The organism is Cellulomonas sp. KRMCY2 (genome assembly GCF_000526515.1).
Taxonomy (GTDB): Bacteria; Actinomycetota; Actinomycetes; order Actinomycetales; family Cellulomonadaceae; genus Actinotalea.
Window position 1 is genome coordinate 760486 of record NZ_JAGF01000001.1, and the last position, 16293, is coordinate 776778.

The 16293-nt window shown below is 73.2% G+C and carries 16 protein-coding genes; 4 read left to right on the forward strand and 12 right to left on the reverse strand.

The window, feature by feature from the left end:
- Positions 1–37 precede the first annotated feature (37 nt).
- The 3 genes from K415_RS0103755 to K415_RS0103765 form a co-directional block, all read right to left on the reverse strand.
- Positions 38–391 carry a GntR family transcriptional regulator gene (locus tag K415_RS0103755; protein WP_155859561.1) on the reverse strand — a complete coding sequence of 118 codons (354 nt, stop codon included), beginning with the start codon at positions 389–391 and terminating at the stop codon, positions 38–40.
- Positions 391–1344, reverse strand: coding sequence for a hypothetical protein (locus tag K415_RS0103760; protein WP_024285772.1), 954 nt, complete (start codon positions 1342–1344; stop codon positions 391–393). Before K415_RS0103760 ends, K415_RS0103755 begins: the two co-directional genes overlap by 1 nt.
- 138 nt (positions 1345–1482) lie before the next feature.
- Entirely contained in the window at positions 1483–2058 is a 576-nt protein-coding gene (locus K415_RS0103765) for a GNAT family N-acetyltransferase (RefSeq protein WP_029663088.1), read from the reverse strand.
- A gap of 175 nt (positions 2059–2233) precedes the next feature.
- Here K415_RS0103765 and K415_RS0103770 point away from each other — a divergent pair, with 175 nt between their 5' ends.
- The gene (locus K415_RS0103770; RefSeq protein ID WP_029663089.1) at positions 2234–3670 is read left to right on the forward strand and encodes an MFS transporter; all 1437 of its coding nucleotides are present in this window, start codon (positions 2234–2236) and stop codon (positions 3668–3670) included.
- A gap of 106 nt (positions 3671–3776) precedes the next feature.
- Positions 3777–4010 (forward strand): hypothetical protein, encoded by a 234-nt coding sequence (locus K415_RS0103775; RefSeq protein WP_024285775.1) that lies wholly within the window; start codon positions 3777–3779, stop codon positions 4008–4010.
- Between the two features lie 49 nt (positions 4011–4059).
- On the opposite strand, the gene K415_RS0103780 is transcribed toward K415_RS0103775, so the two are convergent.
- On the reverse strand, positions 4060–4311 hold the full coding sequence (locus K415_RS0103780) for a PspC domain-containing protein (RefSeq protein ID WP_051480379.1): 252 nt from the start codon (positions 4309–4311) through the stop codon (positions 4060–4062).
- A 439-nt stretch (positions 4312–4750) separates the two neighbouring features.
- Here K415_RS0103780 and K415_RS0103785 point away from each other — a divergent pair, with 439 nt between their 5' ends.
- Complete coding sequence (locus tag K415_RS0103785; protein WP_024285777.1) at positions 4751–8728, forward strand: S8 family serine peptidase; 3978 nt, start codon at positions 4751–4753, stop codon at positions 8726–8728.
- A 117-nt stretch (positions 8729–8845) separates the two neighbouring features.
- On the opposite strand, the gene K415_RS0103790 is transcribed toward K415_RS0103785, so the two are convergent.
- From K415_RS0103790 to K415_RS0103805, 4 genes are all read right to left on the reverse strand, one after another.
- Positions 8846–10285, reverse strand: a complete 1440-nt coding sequence (locus K415_RS0103790) for a hypothetical protein (protein WP_024285778.1) — start codon at positions 10283–10285, stop codon at positions 8846–8848.
- Positions 10286–10377: 92 nt separating this feature from the next.
- Positions 10378–10917 carry an ATP-binding protein gene (locus K415_RS0103795; RefSeq protein ID WP_024285779.1) on the reverse strand — a complete coding sequence of 180 codons (540 nt, stop codon included), beginning with the start codon at positions 10915–10917 and terminating at the stop codon, positions 10378–10380.
- Positions 10918–11122: 205 nt separating this feature from the next.
- A complete protein-coding gene (locus tag K415_RS0103800; protein ID WP_197024654.1) occupies positions 11123–11800 on the reverse strand; it encodes an HAD-IA family hydrolase in 678 nt (225 codons plus the stop codon).
- 109 nt (positions 11801–11909) lie between these two features.
- Positions 11910–12170 (reverse strand): hypothetical protein, encoded by a 261-nt coding sequence (locus K415_RS0103805; protein WP_029663095.1) that lies wholly within the window; start codon positions 12168–12170, stop codon positions 11910–11912.
- 257 nt (positions 12171–12427) lie between these two features.
- Between K415_RS0103805 and K415_RS0103810 the strand changes: the two genes are divergently transcribed.
- Positions 12428–13138 (forward strand): GIN domain-containing protein, encoded by a 711-nt coding sequence (locus K415_RS0103810; protein ID WP_024285782.1) that lies wholly within the window; start codon positions 12428–12430, stop codon positions 13136–13138.
- 43 nt (positions 13139–13181) lie between these two features.
- Here the strand turns inward: K415_RS0103810 and K415_RS23790 are convergent, their stop codons facing one another.
- The 4 genes from K415_RS23790 to K415_RS0103830 form a co-directional block, all read right to left on the reverse strand.
- The gene (locus tag K415_RS23790; protein WP_024285783.1) at positions 13182–14219 is read right to left on the reverse strand and encodes a Gfo/Idh/MocA family protein; all 1038 of its coding nucleotides are present in this window, start codon (positions 14217–14219) and stop codon (positions 13182–13184) included.
- Complete coding sequence (locus K415_RS23795) at positions 14216–15154, reverse strand: hypothetical protein (protein WP_024285784.1); 939 nt, start codon at positions 15152–15154, stop codon at positions 14216–14218. The genes K415_RS23790 and K415_RS23795 overlap by 4 nt, the downstream gene beginning before the upstream one ends.
- A gap of 87 nt (positions 15155–15241) precedes the next feature.
- On the reverse strand, positions 15242–15862 hold the full coding sequence (locus K415_RS0103825; protein WP_024285785.1) for a pentapeptide repeat-containing protein: 621 nt from the start codon (positions 15860–15862) through the stop codon (positions 15242–15244).
- Between the two features lie 81 nt (positions 15863–15943).
- Positions 15944–16273 carry a hypothetical protein gene (locus K415_RS0103830; protein WP_024285786.1) on the reverse strand — a complete coding sequence of 110 codons (330 nt, stop codon included), beginning with the start codon at positions 16271–16273 and terminating at the stop codon, positions 15944–15946.
- Between the last annotated feature and the right edge of the window lie 20 nt (positions 16274–16293).

Consider the following 16293-nt stretch of genomic DNA (forward strand, 5'->3'; position numbering starts at 1 on the left):
CCAGCGTGGTCTCCCGGCCGGTGCCGCGGGACAGCACTCACGCGCTGAGCGCTCCGCGGATCAGCACGAGCGCCTGCTCGTCCTCGACCCCGAGCTCCCGGACCCTTCGGACATACGCCTGGGCGGCCAGGCGCGCCTCGCGCTCACGGTCCGACCCGCGTACCGCGACGAACGTCCCGTGCCGGCCACGGGTCGCGACGACCCCGGCCTGCTCGAGCTCGCGATAGGCGCGTGCGACAGTGTTGGCCGCGAGGCCGAGATCGTCGGCGAGCCGGCGCACGGTCGGCAGCCGGTGCCCGGCCGGCAGCGCACCGCCGGCGACGAGCGCCTCGATCTGGCTGCGCACCTGTTCGTACGGCGGCACGTGCGATGCCGGGTCCACGACGAGCATCATCGGCCGGCCTGCCACCGGGCCGGCTGCCCGGCGCCGTCGGCTGCCACCACCCCGGCGGACGCCGTCGGCCACAACCGCCGGCGGAAGTGCCGCGCCGGGTTGAGCGCGTAGCTGATCGTCGCCATGGCGACGAGCCCGACGGTCACCAGCGGGAAGAGCGCGGCGGCGACACCGACCGCGGGGTTGGCGGGCCAGCCACCCTCGAGCTGGTCGCCGACCGTGCCGATCAGTGCGAGGGGTGCGTAGCAGCCGACGACCAACGAGACGGTCACCATGTCGCGCAGGGTGCGCGCACGCAGCGCGTCGTCCCAGGCGAGCTCGAGCTGGGTCGTGGCCACCTGCCGCTGCCGGAGCAGCCGGCCGGCGAGCAGCTCGTAGACGACCACGGTGACCGGCGGTCCGACGATCGAGAGGGTGACCAGGCTCCACGGCAGCGCATCGAGGTCGACCTGCCCCGTGCGGTCCACGACGACCACGACCAGGCCGAGGAGCACGGACCCGCCCGCCACCACCCATGCGCCGTAGCGCTCGTGCCGGGCGACGTAGTCACCGTGCGTCGGCGTCGAGGCACGTGCGATCCGCGCCGCGCCCGACGACACCGGCCGGGTCGACTCGTACCAGGCCACGCCGCCGTACCCGGCCGCGTGACCGCCGAAGAAGCCGAGGACCACGACCATCGGGAGATACGGGCTCCGGTCCAGCACGTCCGTGCCGAGGTAGAGCCAGCCGGCGACGATCCAGCACCCCACGAGGGCGCCGACCGCGCCGACCCGCTCGCGCAGGGCGAGCCGCGCCGCGACGGCGAGCTCGGTCCGGTCGTCCAGGGCCAGGTCGATCTTCCGGGCACAGGCATGGGCGGCGCGCGAGCGCGGGCCGGGACGGCCGTAGCGACCGAACGTCGAGATCGCGACGACCGTCAGCAGGATGACGACGACTGTGGTGGCCGGCATGGCGCCCTCCGATGTTTGTAGCGGACTTGTAGCAATGTATCACTACAGAGTTGCGACAGACGTCAGAGGTGCGACAGACGCCGGTGGTGCGACCGGCAGACGGTGCTACGACAGACCGTCAGACGGTGCCGGTCCCGCTCAGGACCGGTGGGCCTGCGCGATCCACTCCTCCTCGAGCACGGCATACACGTACGCGTCGTGCCAGAACGGGATCCCGGCGTCGTCGGAGCGGAACGTCGCGGCACGCACGTGGTGCGCCTCACGGCGCATGCCGAGCCGCTCGAGCAGCGCCCAGGACGCCGTGTTGCGCGGGTCGCAGGAGGCCGTCACGCGGTGCGCACCGAGCTCGAAGAAGACCCGGTCGAGCAGCCCCCGGCAGGCCTCGGTCGCATAGCCGTTGTTCCACCACTGCTTGCCGAAGACGTAGCCGAGCTCCCAGGTCCGGGCCATCAGCGGGTCCGTCCGGTGCAGCCAGAGGTTGCCGATGAGCTCACCCTCTGCGGGACCGGACGGATCGTTGCGCCGCAGGCACACCGCCCAGAAGTCGCCGTCCTCGACCCGGCGCACCGCCTCGTGCTCGCACTGCCGCTGGTCGAAGGGCGGGTACGGCTCGTAGCGCAGCACCTCGGGGTCGCCGAGATAGCCGTACATCGCGTCGGCGTCGGTGGCCGCGAACGGGCGCAGCACCAGGCGGTCGACGAGGATTTTGGTCACCCTCCAGTCTGACCAACGCTGGAGCCGCCCGTCCGGGCACAAGGTCCGGCGCGGGCGCCGGTCGTGCGGTATGCGGCACACTCGGTCCGCACGCCGGAGCGCGCCCCTGGCCGCGCTCCGCGGAGCCCCGTCGATCGACGACGCCGCTCCCACCGTGCCGACCGACCGGAGGCCCATGACGTCCGCATCGTCGCCGCGCGGAACGCCCGCCGGTGCCCGGAAGCCCGCGCCGGCGACCTCGCCGTTCGCCCCGGCGTACCGGTCGGTGATGATCGGGATGCTGACGCTCATCGCGCTCAACGCCTTCGAGTCGCTCGCCGTGACCACGACGATGCCCGCGGTCGTCGATGCGCTCGGCGGACTGAGCCTGTACGCGATGGCCTTCGCGGCGCCGGTCGCATCCGGGATCGTCGGCATGGTCGCGGCCGGCGGCTGGGCAGACCGGCGCGGGCCGGCCCGGCCGCTGCTGACCGGCGTCGGCCTGTTCGTCGTCGGCCTGGTCATCGCCGGCACCGCCACCGGGATGGGAACCGTCGTGACCGGACGGCTGGTCCAGGGACTGGGCTCCGGCCTGATCTCGGTCGCGCTCTACGTCCTGGTGGCCCGGGTCTTCCCGGACCACGTCCAGCCCCGGGTGTTCGCGGCCTTCGCGGCGGCCTGGGTCGTGCCGTCGGTGGTCGGCCCGGCGCTCGCCGGACTGATCGCCGAGCACCTGGGCTGGCGGTGGGTCTTCCTGGCGATCCCGCTGCTCACGGTGCCCGCGCTGCTCGCGCTGCGGCCCGCCCTCGCGCAGGCAGCTGCGCACGACGCCGACGCTGATGCCGCCGATGCCGACACGACTGCCGCGCCGGCCACCCCCGCGATCAGCGAGCACCGCCGCATCGCCCGGGCGCTCGGCGCAGGCGCCGGCGCGATGGCCCTGCACTGGGGCGGCGAGCAGGGCGGAGGCGTCGGCCTGGCGGTCGTCGGCCTCGGGCTCGTCCTGCTCGGCGCGACGGTGCCGCACCTGTTCCCGCCGGGGACGCTGCGGGTCGCCCGCGGCCTGCCGGCCGTGATCGTGCTGCGCGGGCTCGTCGCGGCGGCGTTCTTCGGTGCCGAGGTCTACCTGCCGCTGCTGTTCATCACGCAGCGGGGCCTGCGTCCCGCCCAGGCCGGCCTGGCCCTGACGGTCGCGGCGATCTGCTGGTCGACCGGGTCCTGGCTCCGTGGGCGCAACGAGGGCCGGTGGCACGACGCCACCGTGCTGCGCGCGGGCAGCGTCGCGGTCGCTGCGGGGATCGCCCTTGCGGCCCTCGCGGTGTCGTCGGCGGTACCCGTCGCGATCAGCCTGGTCGGCTGGGGCGTCGCCGGTCTGGGCATGGGCCTGTGCTACCCGACCCTCTCGTTGCTGACCCTGCGGCTGTCGACCAGGGCCGACCAGGGCAGCAACTCCTCGGCCCTGCAGGTCAACGAGTCCCTGACGGTCGCCGTCGTCCTGGCGGTCAGCGGCCCGCTCTTCGCGGCCCTCGTCACGACGCACCCGACGGCGGCGTTCCTCGCGTGCTTCGTGCTCGCCGCCGCCCTCGCCACCGCGGCAGCGGCCCTCGCCGGACGGGTGAGCCCGCGCCCGTGATCCCCGGTCCACGGGGCACGAGGTCCCGGGTGAGGTTGCGGCTGACATGCGACACGCCGGGCCGGATCTGCCAGGTCGGTAGGTGTCCGGGGGGCAGCATGGATGGGTGTTCACGACGACGCAGGCACGCGAGCCCTACGCGTCCGTGCCCATGCTCGCCCGGTCGATCGACGGCATCGACGGCATCGACGCGACAACGGCCGACCCGGCCGTGCCGTGCGCCGCGCGCCCGTCCACCGGGTTCGTGCACCTCGACGGCCCCTGCCGCTGCTTCTTCGGTGGCCCGGCTCCCGAGTTCGCGCCGCTCTCCGACCTCGCCGCGCTGCCCCACGCGTCCTGACGGTCGCCGCGGGCCGGCGGGCGCCCGTGCCGGTCGGGCGCCGGTGCCGTCAGTGTGCTGCGGCCGGCGGCTGCGCCGACGGGATCCAGGTGGCCCGTGGCTGCTCGTTGGGGATCGCGATCCACAGGATCGGGTAGACCAGCAGCTGGCTGCCCGGCAGCACCATGAGGACCAGGACGAACAGCGCTCGCGCGGCCCAGGGGTCGAGGCCGAATCGACGGCCCAGCCCGGCGCACACCCCCGCGAGCACCCGGCCGTCACGCGGTCGCACCAGGTCAGGCTGCTGGTGGTGGTCGTACATGCTCACGATCGTCCCTTCGACAGGCGGTGCGTCGACCGGGCTCTCCGACCGGCCGGGGAAGCCGTCTGCGGCTCCTGTCGTCCACTGTCCCGTGGCTCCGGCCGGCGCACCATCAGGGGCCGCCCTGATCCGCCCCTGAGAACCCGCTGTGGCGCCTCGGGGTCGGCCCGGGGACGCGCGTCGCGGGGTCGACGACGGCGCACGTCCCCGGCGGACGACGGCGTCGAGGCGCCGCCGAACCGGCGGTACCACCGATCTCGAGGTCACGTCCGTCAAGACTCATCATGACGAGGGACTTCACCCAGGACTTCACCCACTAATAGGGTGCGTCCCAGCGAGGGTGCGGCCGCGGGTCCTGGCGCACTGTCGTGCCAGTCCTGTGCGCGGCCCTCGTGGGCGCGTCGGACGTTCCACCAGTCGCGACAAGAGGAAGAGCGCCATGAGCCGTCGAACCGTCCTCGCAGCCCTCACCAGCGCCGTGCTGGCCTTGCCACTGACGTTGGGCGCCGCCTCAGCGGCGACCCCGGTGAGCACGGACCCGCCGCCCACACCGCCGGACGGCTCGGCGCTGCCGGTCGTCGACGGTCGGGACCTGGTCCGGCCCGGAACCGACGACGAGAGCGGCGCCGCGGCAACCGTCGCGCCCTCGCTCGTCGAGGCCGTCGGCGACGTGACAGCCTTCGTCCAGCTCGACGCGCCGTCCGGCACGCAGACCGCCGAGGCGGGTGGCGATACGGCCGACGTCGCCGCCGCGGCCGCGGAGATCGAGCAGATCGCGCAGGAGGTCGTGCCGGACCAGAGCACCGCGCGGTCCGCCACCCCGGCCCCCGAGGCGGTCGCCGTCACCACGAACCTGGTCGCGGGCGTCGTCGTCACCGGTGACGCAGAGAAGATCCGGGCCCTGGCTACCGACCCTGCCGTGGTCGCCGTACACCTGATCGTGCCCAAGGAGCCTGCGAACAAGGGCACCGACGTGTTCACCCGTGCGCTCGACGCGTGGACGGCCACCGGCCAGACCGGCGAGGGCGTCACGATCGGCGTGATCGACACCGGGGTGGACTACACCCACGCCGACTTCGGCGGACCGGGTACCCCCGAGGCGTTCGCCGCGGCGTACGGCACCGACGGGACCGGCCCCGTGCCGGACGGCGTCGTCGACCCGCTGAAGTACCTCGGCGGCCACGACTTCGCGGGCCTCAGCTACGACGCGGACCCGGCCTCCACCACACCCGGTGCGACCACGACCCCGACCGAGGACGACAACCCGATCGACGCACCGGACACCGGCCCCAACGGCGGCCACGGCACGCACGTCGCGGGCAGCGCCGCCGGGTACGGCGTGCTCCCCGACGGCACGACCTTCACCGGGGACCACACGACCCTGACGAGCATCGCCGACTGGCAGATCGGTCCGGGCACCGCCCCGGCGGCCGGGATCTACGCCCTGAAGGTCTTCGGTGACAACGGCGGCAGCACCGGCCTCGTCATCAACGCCCTCGAGTGGGCCGCCGACCCGAACGGCGACTTCGACTTCAACGACCACCTCGACATCGTCAACCTCTCGCTCGGCTCCGACGCGAGCGCAGCGGACGACCCGGAGAATCTCTTCATCGACCAGCTCACCGACCTCGGCGTGCTCTCGGTGATCGCCTCGGGGAACGCCGGCGACGTCACCGACATCGGCGGCAGCCCGGGCAACGCCCGCAGCGCGCTGACCGTCGCCAACTCGGTCGCGAGCACGCAGACGTACGACGCCGTCGACATCACCGCGGCACCCGAACCTGCACTCGTCGGCCTGCACGCGGCGCAGAACAGCGTCAACTACACCGGCACCGCCGACGTCACGGCACCCGTCGCGTTCCTGGGCGACACCGTGAGCGGCTGCACCTCGCTCGCCGAGCACGCCGGTGCGCTGGCCGGCAAGATCGCGTGGCTCTACTGGGACGACAACGACGCCACCCGCGCGTGCGGCAGCGCCACCCGCTGGAACAACGCCCAGGCCGCAGGCGCAGTAGGCGTCCTGATCGGCTCCGAGCTCCCGGTGTTCAACGCCGGGATCGCGGGCAACGCCGGGATCCCCGGCGCACAGCTCACGGCCGCCTCGACCGACGCCCTGCTCCCGGCGATCCAGACCGGCACCGTCGTGGCGCACGTCGGACCGTCCCTGGCCAACGCGGCCTTCGCGACCGATCCGAGCGTGGGTGACACCCTCAGCTCGGGCTCCTCACGGGGCGTGCACGGCTCGCTCGGCATCGTCAAGCCCGACGTGGCAGCGCCGGGGACGCTGATCTCCTCCGCCGCCTCGGGCACCGGCAACGCCGCCAGCACCAAGTCGGGCACCTCGATGGCGACCCCGCACGTCGCGGGCATCGCCGCCCTGGTCGCCGCCGCGCACCCGGGCTGGACCGCGACGGAGCTCAAGGCCGCGGTGATGAACACCGCGACCCACGACGTCTTCAGCGAGCTCGGCCAGACCGGTCCCGTCTACGGCCCCGAGCGGGTCGGCTCCGGCCGGGTGGACGCGCTGGACGCCACGCAGGCCGACGTGATCGCCTTCGCCACCGACGACCCCGACCTGGTGTCGGTGACGTTCGGCGTCGTGCCGGTCGGCGACCAGACGGTCGTCGAGCACCGGACGGTCTCGGTGCACAACACCGGGACCGACCCGCAGACCTACGCGACCGCGTTCTCGGCGGCCACCACGGCGGGCGGTGCGACGATCACGACGACGCCGTCCAGCCTGACCGTGCCGGCCGGCGGAACCGGTCTGGTGACCGTGACGCTGACCGCCGACCCGGCCACCCTGGCCCGTGACCTGGACCCGACGTCCGTCCCGAGCTACGACCTGGGCATCCCGGTCCCGCGCGAGTACGTCACGAGCATCTCGGGTCGTCTCGTGCTCACCCCCGCCGACGGCCCCGAGCTCCGGGTCCCGGTTCAGGCAGCACCCCGGCTGGTCAGCGACCTGTCGGCCGAGCCCGTCGCCTTCGCGGACGCCGCGACGACGACGACGCCACTGACCCTCGCCGGACGCGGCGTCGACTCCGGCGGCTGGACCTCGCTCGTCGCTCCGTTCGAGCTGGTCGCGTCGAGCCCACAGCTCGACGCGACGCCCGGGACGGGGACGTCGGAGTCCTCCGTCGAAGCCGGTGACCTGCGGTACGTCGGGTTCGCCTCGACCGCCCCGCAGCTCGCCGCAGCCGGCGCGGACCCTGCCGTCGACGGCCACGGCACGCTCGGCATCGGCATCGCGACCGAAGGCCAGTGGGCGAGCCTCGGCAACAACGTCATCCCGATCATCGACACGGACATCGACGGGGACGGCATCTGGGACCTCGAGACCTACGTGTGGAAGTACAGCCCCGACCTGGACTTCACGACTGTCGAGACCTACGCGCTCGACTACACGCCGGCGGACGGCTACTCCGTCGGCGACCTGCTCGACCTCGCGCCGGTCAACGGCCTGTGGGCGAGCCTCGACACCACTGTCTTCGACAGCGACGTCGTGGTGGCGCCGATGAACCTCGACGCCGTCGGCATCGCGCCGGGGAGCACGCCGACGTTCCTCGTGGCGACCTACTCGCCGTACGCACCGTCCGCGACCGGGATCGTCGACGAGGCCGAGCCGTTCACCGCCGACCCGTACGCTCCGGCGTACTGGTTCGACGGTGGCCCGGGCAGCGAGGACTCGCTGTGGTACCTCGGGGCAGCCGGCACCCCGTTCACGGTCCAGCGGACGGCCACGACCGGTGACGGTCAGCTGCTGCTCCTGCACACGCAGAACGCCGACGGCGCGCGGGCGCAGGTCGTGGACGTGACCGCTCCGGTGGCCACCACCACGACGACGACGCTCGCCGTCGACGGGGCGCTCACCGAGGGCTCCGAGCAGGAGCTCACGGCCACCGTCGCACCGGCCGAGGCCACCGGCATCGTCCGGTTCCTCGACGGCACGACGGACCTCGGCACGGCACCGGTCACTGCCGGCAGCGCAGCACTGACCGTCACCCTGGCCGTCGGTGCGCACGCCCTGCAGGCGGTCTTCGAGCCGGACGACCCGGCCTGGTCGGGCTCGTCCTCCGAGGTCGTCCCGGTCGACGTCACGGCGCGGTACACGTCGAGGATCACCACCCACGTGCCACGCACGGCGCAGTACGGCGCGCGGGTCGACGTCCCGGTCACCGTCCGGTCCCAGGGCGCGAGCCCGTCCGGCCGGGTCGAGATCAGCGAGGGCGGCACCGTCCTGGCGTCGGCACGCCTCCTGGTCCACGGACGCACGGGAGCCACGATCGTGCGGCTGCCGCGCAACCTCGCCGTCGGGCAGCACCACCTGACGATCACCTACACGGGCAACGAGCAGGTCGCTCCGTCGTCCGTCGACCGTGATCTGCGGATCCAGCGGGGCCACGGCCGCTCCTAGGGCCGAGCTGACGAGGGGCCCGGCGCCGTGTGCGCCGGGCCCCTCGTCACGTCCCGATCGGTCGGCCGGGACTGTGCTGGGGTGTGCGTGCTCGGCGAGATCCGCCAGGTCGGGCGGTCAGGTCTCGGTCGTGGCCGCGTCCGCCGCACGGTCGCGCCGCACCCGGGTGGTCACCGCATGGATGGCCCCCGCGAGCACGAAGGCACCGAGGAAGAGCGCGAGCGCAGTCAGCGGGTTCTCCATCAGGGCCGGGTCGAGGACCATCGCGGACGCCAGGGCCAGCATCGTGACCCCGGCGACGAGCTTGAGCAGCTCCCCGTGCTTCTCCTGCATCTTGGTGGCTCGCATCGTGACGACGGCGATGCCGAAGACGATCATCTCGTCGAGCAGGAACGGGACCATGTAGACGACGAAGAGGCCGGCGGCCTCGGCGAACCCGACCCCGTTGGCCTGGAGCAGGCCGGTCCAGAGCACCGGGAACCCGGCGGTGCACGGCGTCTCGATCAGGGACACCGCCACCCCCAGCACGACCGTCGCGGCCAACGCCGGGATCAGTGCCCGCTGCCCGGCGGCCTCCCGGACCCGCCGGTAGATCCCCGGCTTGGCCGAGTCCTTGATCGTGAAGGACAGCCCCTTCTTGAAGGCGAAGTAGTCCTTGACGCTCACCAGCCCGAAGACGCCGGCCGCGACCGCGACGATCACCTGGATCGCGCCGATGTAGCCGACGACCGTCAGCGCCGAGTAGATGCCGGCCATGTAGAGCGCGTACATCGCGGCCGTCACGACCAGGAACGTCGTGCCGATGACGACCACGCGACGACGCGACGCGGTCCGCACGACGATGGTGAGCAGCACCGAGATGACCCACAGCGAGCACGGGTTGACGCCGTCGACGAACCCGATGATCACGGTGGAGAGCAGCAGGGACCGACCGCCGAGGGAGACCTCACCGACCAGCGGGACGTCGATCGTGACGGCATCGTCCTGCGCGCTGCACTCGGCGGAGTCCTGCGAGCAGGTCCCGGCACCCGGGGTCCCGTAGACCCCTGGCGGGACGGTCTGACCCGTCGTGACGAGGTCGATGGCCTCGGCGACGTCCTCGGCGATCGGGTCGGTCCAGCCGATCCAGACCCGCTCGCCGATGATGGTGGTGGGCACCGAGGACGCGGTGAAGCCCAGTTCGTCGCCGGCCGCCGTGAACAGCTCACGGTTGTCGGTGTCGAACCAGACCTCGTACTGGGTGACCGTCAGATCGGGGTGGTCAGCCACCACGTCGGCCAGCCACTCGCGTTCGGTCTCGCACCGCGGACAGCCGTCGCCCCAGAACAGGACGACGTCCGCCGTCGCGCCGAGGCTCGCGGAGCCGTCCGCGTCGTCGTCCGCGGCGCTCGTGGTGTCGGCGACCGCTCGCGGCGGACCGCCGGCCGCGGACGGCGCGGTGCTCGCCGACGACGGTGCCGCACCGCCGAGGAGCGTCGCGGCCAGGACGAGTGCTCCGAGGAGCCAGGCGAGGGGGGCCGGGACGGGGTGTCGTCGGAGGCGCGCACCGTTGCTCATGGCGTGGCCTCCGGGATCGTCCGTCGTGGTCGGTCCATTGTCATCGGGCTCCCGCACGACGCCGGTGGGCACAACGTCCCGCGGCGGAACGGTCAGAAGTCGGCGAGGTCGAGCTCGAACCAGACGGTCTTGCCACCGCCGCTGTGCGCCTGGACACCCCATCGGGTCGACATCGCCTCGACGATCGCCATCCCCCGGCCGTTCGGCGCCGTCGGCTCGTTGTGCAGCACGACGGGCTCCGTGGTGCCGCCGTCGCTGACCGAGACCCGCACGACGACGTCGTCGTGCCGGATCTGGACGCCGATGGCCGTGCCGGTCGTGCCGTGCAGCACGGCGTTGGCCAACAGCTCGCTGGACAGCAGCTCGACGACCTGGTTCGCCATCCCCGTCACACCGCGCTCGACGGCCTCCGCGACGACCCAGTGCCGACCTACCGCGACCGACTGCCGCTGGCCGGGCAGCACGATGCTCGCCAGGTTCGCTCCCGCGTCGTCGGGGCCCCCCTCCGGAGGATCGTCCCCGCCCGGGGGGTGGGTGCCCCCACCCGGGACGGCGTCCACGGCGGCGTCGGCGGGCCCGACCAGGCGCAGCATGCTGCCGGTCGGGGTACGGCGGGCCCGGTCGTTGCTCATGCGCCCTCCCTACCTCCGGCTCGACGTTCCGGTGCAGATCGCTGACCCCTGCAACGGGCCAAGATCTTCCCGACACTGCAGCACACTCCCAGGGTCCTGCATCTCGGCGCGCACGGCGCGCCGAGCCTCGGGCGAACTCATCAGGTTGTGCCGGTCTGCACCGGTTCGGCCATGCCCGACCGGACCGGCGACCGTCGCGGACACCTCAGCGGAGCCTGACGCGGACACCGTCGGGCGCGATCTCCAGACGTACGGCGGAGAGATCGGCCACCATGAGGTCCCCGGCCACCGAGCCCGGCGCACTCGTCGTGGCCAGCGCGATCGTGGTCGCGCCAGCAGCCCGGGCCGATGCGACACCCGCCGTCGCGTCCTCCACGACGAGGCAGTCCTGGGCGCTGTGACCGAGCCGCGCGGCGCCGAGCAGGTAGGGCGTCGGGTCCGGCTTCCCGGCGTCGACGTCGTCGGCCGTCACGAGGACGTCCGGGACCGGGAGACCGGACGCGCCGAGGCGTGCGCGGGCGAGCCTGCGGCTGCCCGAGGTCACGATCGCACCCCGGCCGACCGCCATGGCGGTGGCGAGCGCCTCACGGGCACCCGGCAGGACCTCGATCCCGGCGGTGTCCTCGACCTCGATCTGCTCGATGCGCAGCAGAGCCCGTGCACGCTCCCCCGGCGAACGGTCCGGCATCAGGATCTCGAGCAGCCGACGCGCCGGGACGCCGTGGAAGTCGCCGAACCGGTCGGCCGGGATCTCGTACTCCTGCGCGAGGCGTGTCCAGGACCGCTCGACGGACCCGATGGAGGCGATCAGGGTGCCGTCCAGGTCGAACAGGACAGCGGCGTACGTCCGGTCGAGCGGCAGGTGGCTCGGGTGCAGGCTCACCCGGTCAGGATGCCACGACGGGACCCCGGATCCGGAACCCGCTGCGGCCGGCGGCGTCGAACCGTGGCATGGTCCGCCCGGCCCGGACCGGGCGGACCGGCGGGTGGTCTCAGCGCGGCAGGTCGATGAGCCGCGGGATGCCGGGCGGCGCCGCGGCGGACAGCTCGAGGTACTTGGCCTCCGCGCGGTGCAGCCGCACGTGCTCGTCGAGGGTCCAGGTCGGGCCGTTGCGGAGCACGGTGCCGCACGAGCACTCGAGCCAGACGGTGCCGTCCGGGTCGGACTGCAGCGTCCCGACCGTGTAGTGGGTGGACCGCGCGCGGGCCTTCGCGTCGCGCAGCGCGGCGCTCACGGGCTCTTCGATGCTCACGCCACCAGTGTGGACCACGCCACCCGCCGGCCGTGCTCCCGCGGGGTGACGCGGCAGCCCGGCCCGAGCCCGCCGGACCACGACACCGCCCCTGAGCCGGCGGCTCCACGGTTCAGGGACAACCCAGGGGAAGCCCGGATACCCCCGACGGCTCCGCGGCGCGAGGCTCGGAGTGCCGGCCCGCAAGGCATCGAGCCGGGATCGAGCCGGCACCGAGCACACCCCGCCCACGCATCGACCATCGGACAGGAACCACCATGCTCCGCAGGACCCCGACCCTCGTCCTGACCGCTGTCGCAGCGAGCGCAGCCCTCGCAGGCTGCGGCGGCGTCGCCATCGGCACCGGCGACCTGGTGACCCAGGACCGTGAGATCACGGCCGTCACGGCCGTCACGCTCGCCACGGCCGGACGGCTCACCGTGAGCACCGGCGACGAGCCGGGCCTGACCGTGACCGCAGGTGAGCAGGTGATCGACCGGCTGACCAGCGAGGTCCGCGACGGCGTCCTGGTGCTCGACCTGCCGGGACGGTGGGTCAACCTCGGCCCGATCGAGTACGACCTGGTCCTGCCGCGGGTCGAGCGCATCGCCGTGGACGGCGCCGGGGACGTCCGCGGGGAGGTCGCGCCGACCGATGCGTTCGAGCTGACCATCGAGGGTGCGGCCGACGTCGACCTGGACGGGCTGGACGTCGACGATCTCACGGTCCGGATCGACGGCACCGGCACTGTCACCCTGACCGGGACCGCCGACAGCCAGGACGTCCGCCTGGACGGTGCCGGGAGCTACTCGGCCGTCGACCTCGAGACCCGCGAGGCCGTCGTCGCCCTCTCCGGGGTCGGCGAGGTCGAGGTGCACGTGACGGAGCTGCTCGACGCCCAGATCGATGGTGCGGGCCGGATCGGCTACCGCGGCGACCCGGAGGTGACCCGCAGCATCGACGGGGTGGGCAGCATCAGCGGAGCGTGACGCAGGTCCGACCGGTGGAGCCGCCGGTTCACCTGAACCGGCGTCAGCCGACCCGACCCGCTGCCGCGCGGTAGTCGGCGAGCACCTCGTCGACGACCCGGGCCGTGCGCAGTGCGCTCGTCCCCGTGCTCGGGCACTCGCCGCGGCCCAGCAGGGCATCGACGACGGTCTGGATCAGCGGGAGCTGCACGGTGGCCGGGTAGGGCGCCTCGACGAGCCGCTCACCGGCGGCAGTGGTCAGCCGCAACGGCTCCTGCCCGAAGGACGAGAACAGCAGGGAGCCGCCGGTCCCGACGACCTCGACCTCGTCGACACGGGTCGCCGCGTCGAAGCACCAGGTGCCGACGCCCTGCACGCCGGAGGCGAAGGTGAACGCGGCCGTCACGACGTCCTCGGCCGGGTAGTGCCCGCCCCGGTTGCCGGCCGTCCCGCTGACCTGGGTCACCGGACCGAGCAGATGGTCGAGCAGGTCGAGGGTGTGCGAGCCCAGGTCGACGAACAGCCCGCCACCCGAGATCTCGGGCAGCACCCGCCACGGCAGGTGGTCCGGCTGCCACCTGCCGGGCGGGCTCTGGGTGCGGACGGCGACCGTGCGCAGCTCGCCGATCGCGCCGCCGTCCAACAGGTCCTTGACGGTCACGAAACGCGGCATCGCGCGCCGGTAGTAGGCCACGAAGAGCGGCACCCCGGCCGCATCGCACGCGTCGATCATGTCCTGGCACTCGACGGCGGTCCGCGCCATCGGCTTCTCGACATAGACCGGCTTGCCCGCTGCGGCCGCCCGCAGGGCGTGCTCCCGGTGGGAGTCCGGCGGGGTGGCGACGTACACCGCGTCGACGTCGGGGTCGGCCACCAGGGCGTCGGCGTCGTCGTACCACCGAGGGACGCCGTGCCGGCGCGCGTAGTCGGCCGCCTTCGCACCGTCGCGCCGCATGACCGCGACAAGCTGTGAACCGTCGGCCTGCTGGAAGCCGGGTCCGCTCTTGGCCTCGGTGACGTCGCCGACGCCGACGATCCCCCACCGCACCACCGAACGGTCCGCGGTCGGTGGGCCCGTCGTCGGCTGCGCTGTCGTGGTCACCCGCGCGACGGTACCGTCGCGCCGAGCAACGCCGCCTCGGTGTCCGAGCCGGCCGGCACGAGGAGGTCGACAGACGCCGCCGCGAGGTGCAGGCTGACCACCCGCACTCCGGCGTACCTGTCGTGGTCGCGGGCCGTCACGCCGTCGAGCCGGGACCGCGGGACGACCGTCCGGGCCACCGAGCTCACCGGCCGACGTCCGCGCACCAGCGCGTTCTTGCGGTGCACGACCTGGATCTCGCGGTCGTCGCCACAGACCACTGCCGCCTGCAACGTCATCGGCCAGAGCCTGTGCATGATCGTGAGCGCCACGCCCGCCACACCCGGTTCGGCCACGGGGACCACGACGCGCCGCCGATGGGTCGCCAGGACCTGTCCCGCCGGGTCGTGGGCGAGCAGCCCGCGTTGGGTCGTGACCAGCGCGACGTCGGACTCGCCGAGCTCGAGCAGGGCGAGCGGGGGTGCCATCGCGGCCCTCGACCCGCGAACGGCCTCGTCGGCCGGCGGCAGGTAGCGCTCCCTGAGCAGCTCGATGAGCTGTTCGATGACGTCGTGCGACGAGCCGTTGTAGCTGACTGTCAGGGGGCCTCGGGCCGCGGCGTCGGAGCCCGCCGCCGCCGTGTGCAGGACGAGTCGGCCCTCGAGCATGTCGAGCCTGAACTGGATCGCGAGGATCTGGTCGTACGGGACCACCCGCGTCGCGTGTCCCCCGGCGCCGCGGCTCAGGATCGTCAGCGCGTCCTGGCCGACCGCGATCAGGTGGTCGTAGAGGTCCATCGAGGGGTCGGCGTCGCGGCGCAGGATGTCCCGCGGGACCTTGAGCACGAGCGTCGCCGACGCGAGGTCGAGGGGATGGTCCCGGTAGAGCCGCGGGACGTCCTCCGGCGTGCGCACCTCGTGGATCCACGGACCGAAGGCGTCGTACTCGCTGGTCATGCTCCGACGCTACGCCGGGTGCCATCGTGCGGCGAGCGGGCCCCGGGGACGAGCCGATGGTCGCGGCCTCGGCCTCGGCCTCGGGGGTCAGTCGACCCGCACGTCGAGCCCGAGACCCTCCACCACCTCGACCGCCTGGGCGAGCGTGATGATCGCGCCGCGCAGGTCGACGGTGAGCGGGTCGATCCCGACCAGGGTGCTGCCACGCAGGTCGCAGCCGCTCAGGTCCGCACCGTCGAGGGTGGCCCCGGACAGGTCGACCTCGCGCAGCGTCCCGTCGTGGCAGCGCAGACCGGCCAGGTCGGCCTCGCGCATCCGGGGGCCGACGACTGTCGCCGACGTCAGGTCGGCCCGTGCGAGACCGACGAAGGACCAGTTGCCGCCGGTCACCCGGGTGATGTCGAAGGCGCACGAGTCGAACACGGAGCCGATGAGCTTGCACCGCTCGAACCGCGCGTCGAAGAAGCTGCACCGGGTGAAGGTGCAGTTCGTGAAGGCCGCATCGGTGTGCACCGAGACGTTGAAGCGCACGTTGCTGAAGGTGCACTCCTCGAAGAGGCCACCGGTGTCGGTCACCTCGGTCAGGTCGACGTCGACGAAGGCGACCCGGCGGTACTGCACGCCGGAGAGGTCGCGCCCGTACCAGTCCTCGCCGACCACCCTGCTGGTCGTGGGCTGCGCGGGCGGGCCGTACCGGCGTTCAGCCACGGCGCTGGGCGAGGTCGACAGGGCGCACCGGCTCATCCTCCCATCGCTGCCGCACGCCGCACCCAGTCCATGGCCGGCAGCTCAGTCGATGGCCCGCAGCGCCCACACGATGAGCGCCGCGTCCATCCCCAGGCCGATCAGCCACCACGGCGTGAAGGTCAGGACCATGAGGAGTGCGGAGACGCCCGCTCCGACGACGACGGCCCACGGCCACCACCCGACGCCGGCCAGGTGCGTGACGCCTGCGACCACCAGGACCACCGTCGCGGCGACCGCCAGGACGATCGTCAGCGGGCGGATCTCGCCGAGCAGCCACGAGTGCCCGACGCGGGGCGCGTCGTCGGCCGTGCGCGCACCTGTCGGGCGTGCGCGCCGACGTCGAACGTGCGCGCACCTGTCGGGCGTGCGCACGGCCGTCGTAGCCTCGAGCC

Bases quoted from the DNA above. Each gene is read 5' to 3' on its own strand.
- K415_RS23795 (WP_024285784.1), bottom strand. From the start codon at position 15,154: ATGACCAGCGAGTACGACGCCTTCGGTCCGTGGATCCACGAGGTGCGC.
- K415_RS0103810 (WP_024285782.1), top strand. From the start codon at position 12,428: ATGCTCCGCAGGACCCCGACCCTCGTCCTGACCGCTGTCGCAGCGAGC.
- K415_RS0103785 (WP_024285777.1), top strand. From the start codon at position 4,751: ATGAGCCGTCGAACCGTCCTCGCAGCCCTCACCAGCGCCGTGCTGGCC.
- K415_RS0103795 (WP_024285779.1), bottom strand. From the start codon at position 10,917: ATGAGCAACGACCGGGCCCGCCGTACCCCGACCGGCAGCATGCTGCGC.
- K415_RS0103780 (WP_051480379.1), bottom strand. From the start codon at position 4,311: ATGTACGACCACCACCAGCAGCCTGACCTGGTGCGACCGCGTGACGGC.
- K415_RS0103790 (WP_024285778.1), bottom strand. From the start codon at position 10,285: ATGAGCAACGGTGCGCGCCTCCGACGACACCCCGTCCCGGCCCCCCTC.
- K415_RS0103755 (WP_155859561.1), bottom strand. From the start codon at position 391: ATGCTCGTCGTGGACCCGGCATCGCACGTGCCGCCGTACGAACAGGTG.
- K415_RS0103760 (WP_024285772.1), bottom strand. From the start codon at position 1,344: ATGCCGGCCACCACAGTCGTCGTCATCCTGCTGACGGTCGTCGCGATC.
- K415_RS0103770 (WP_029663089.1), top strand. From the start codon at position 2,234: ATGACGTCCGCATCGTCGCCGCGCGGAACGCCCGCCGGTGCCCGGAAG.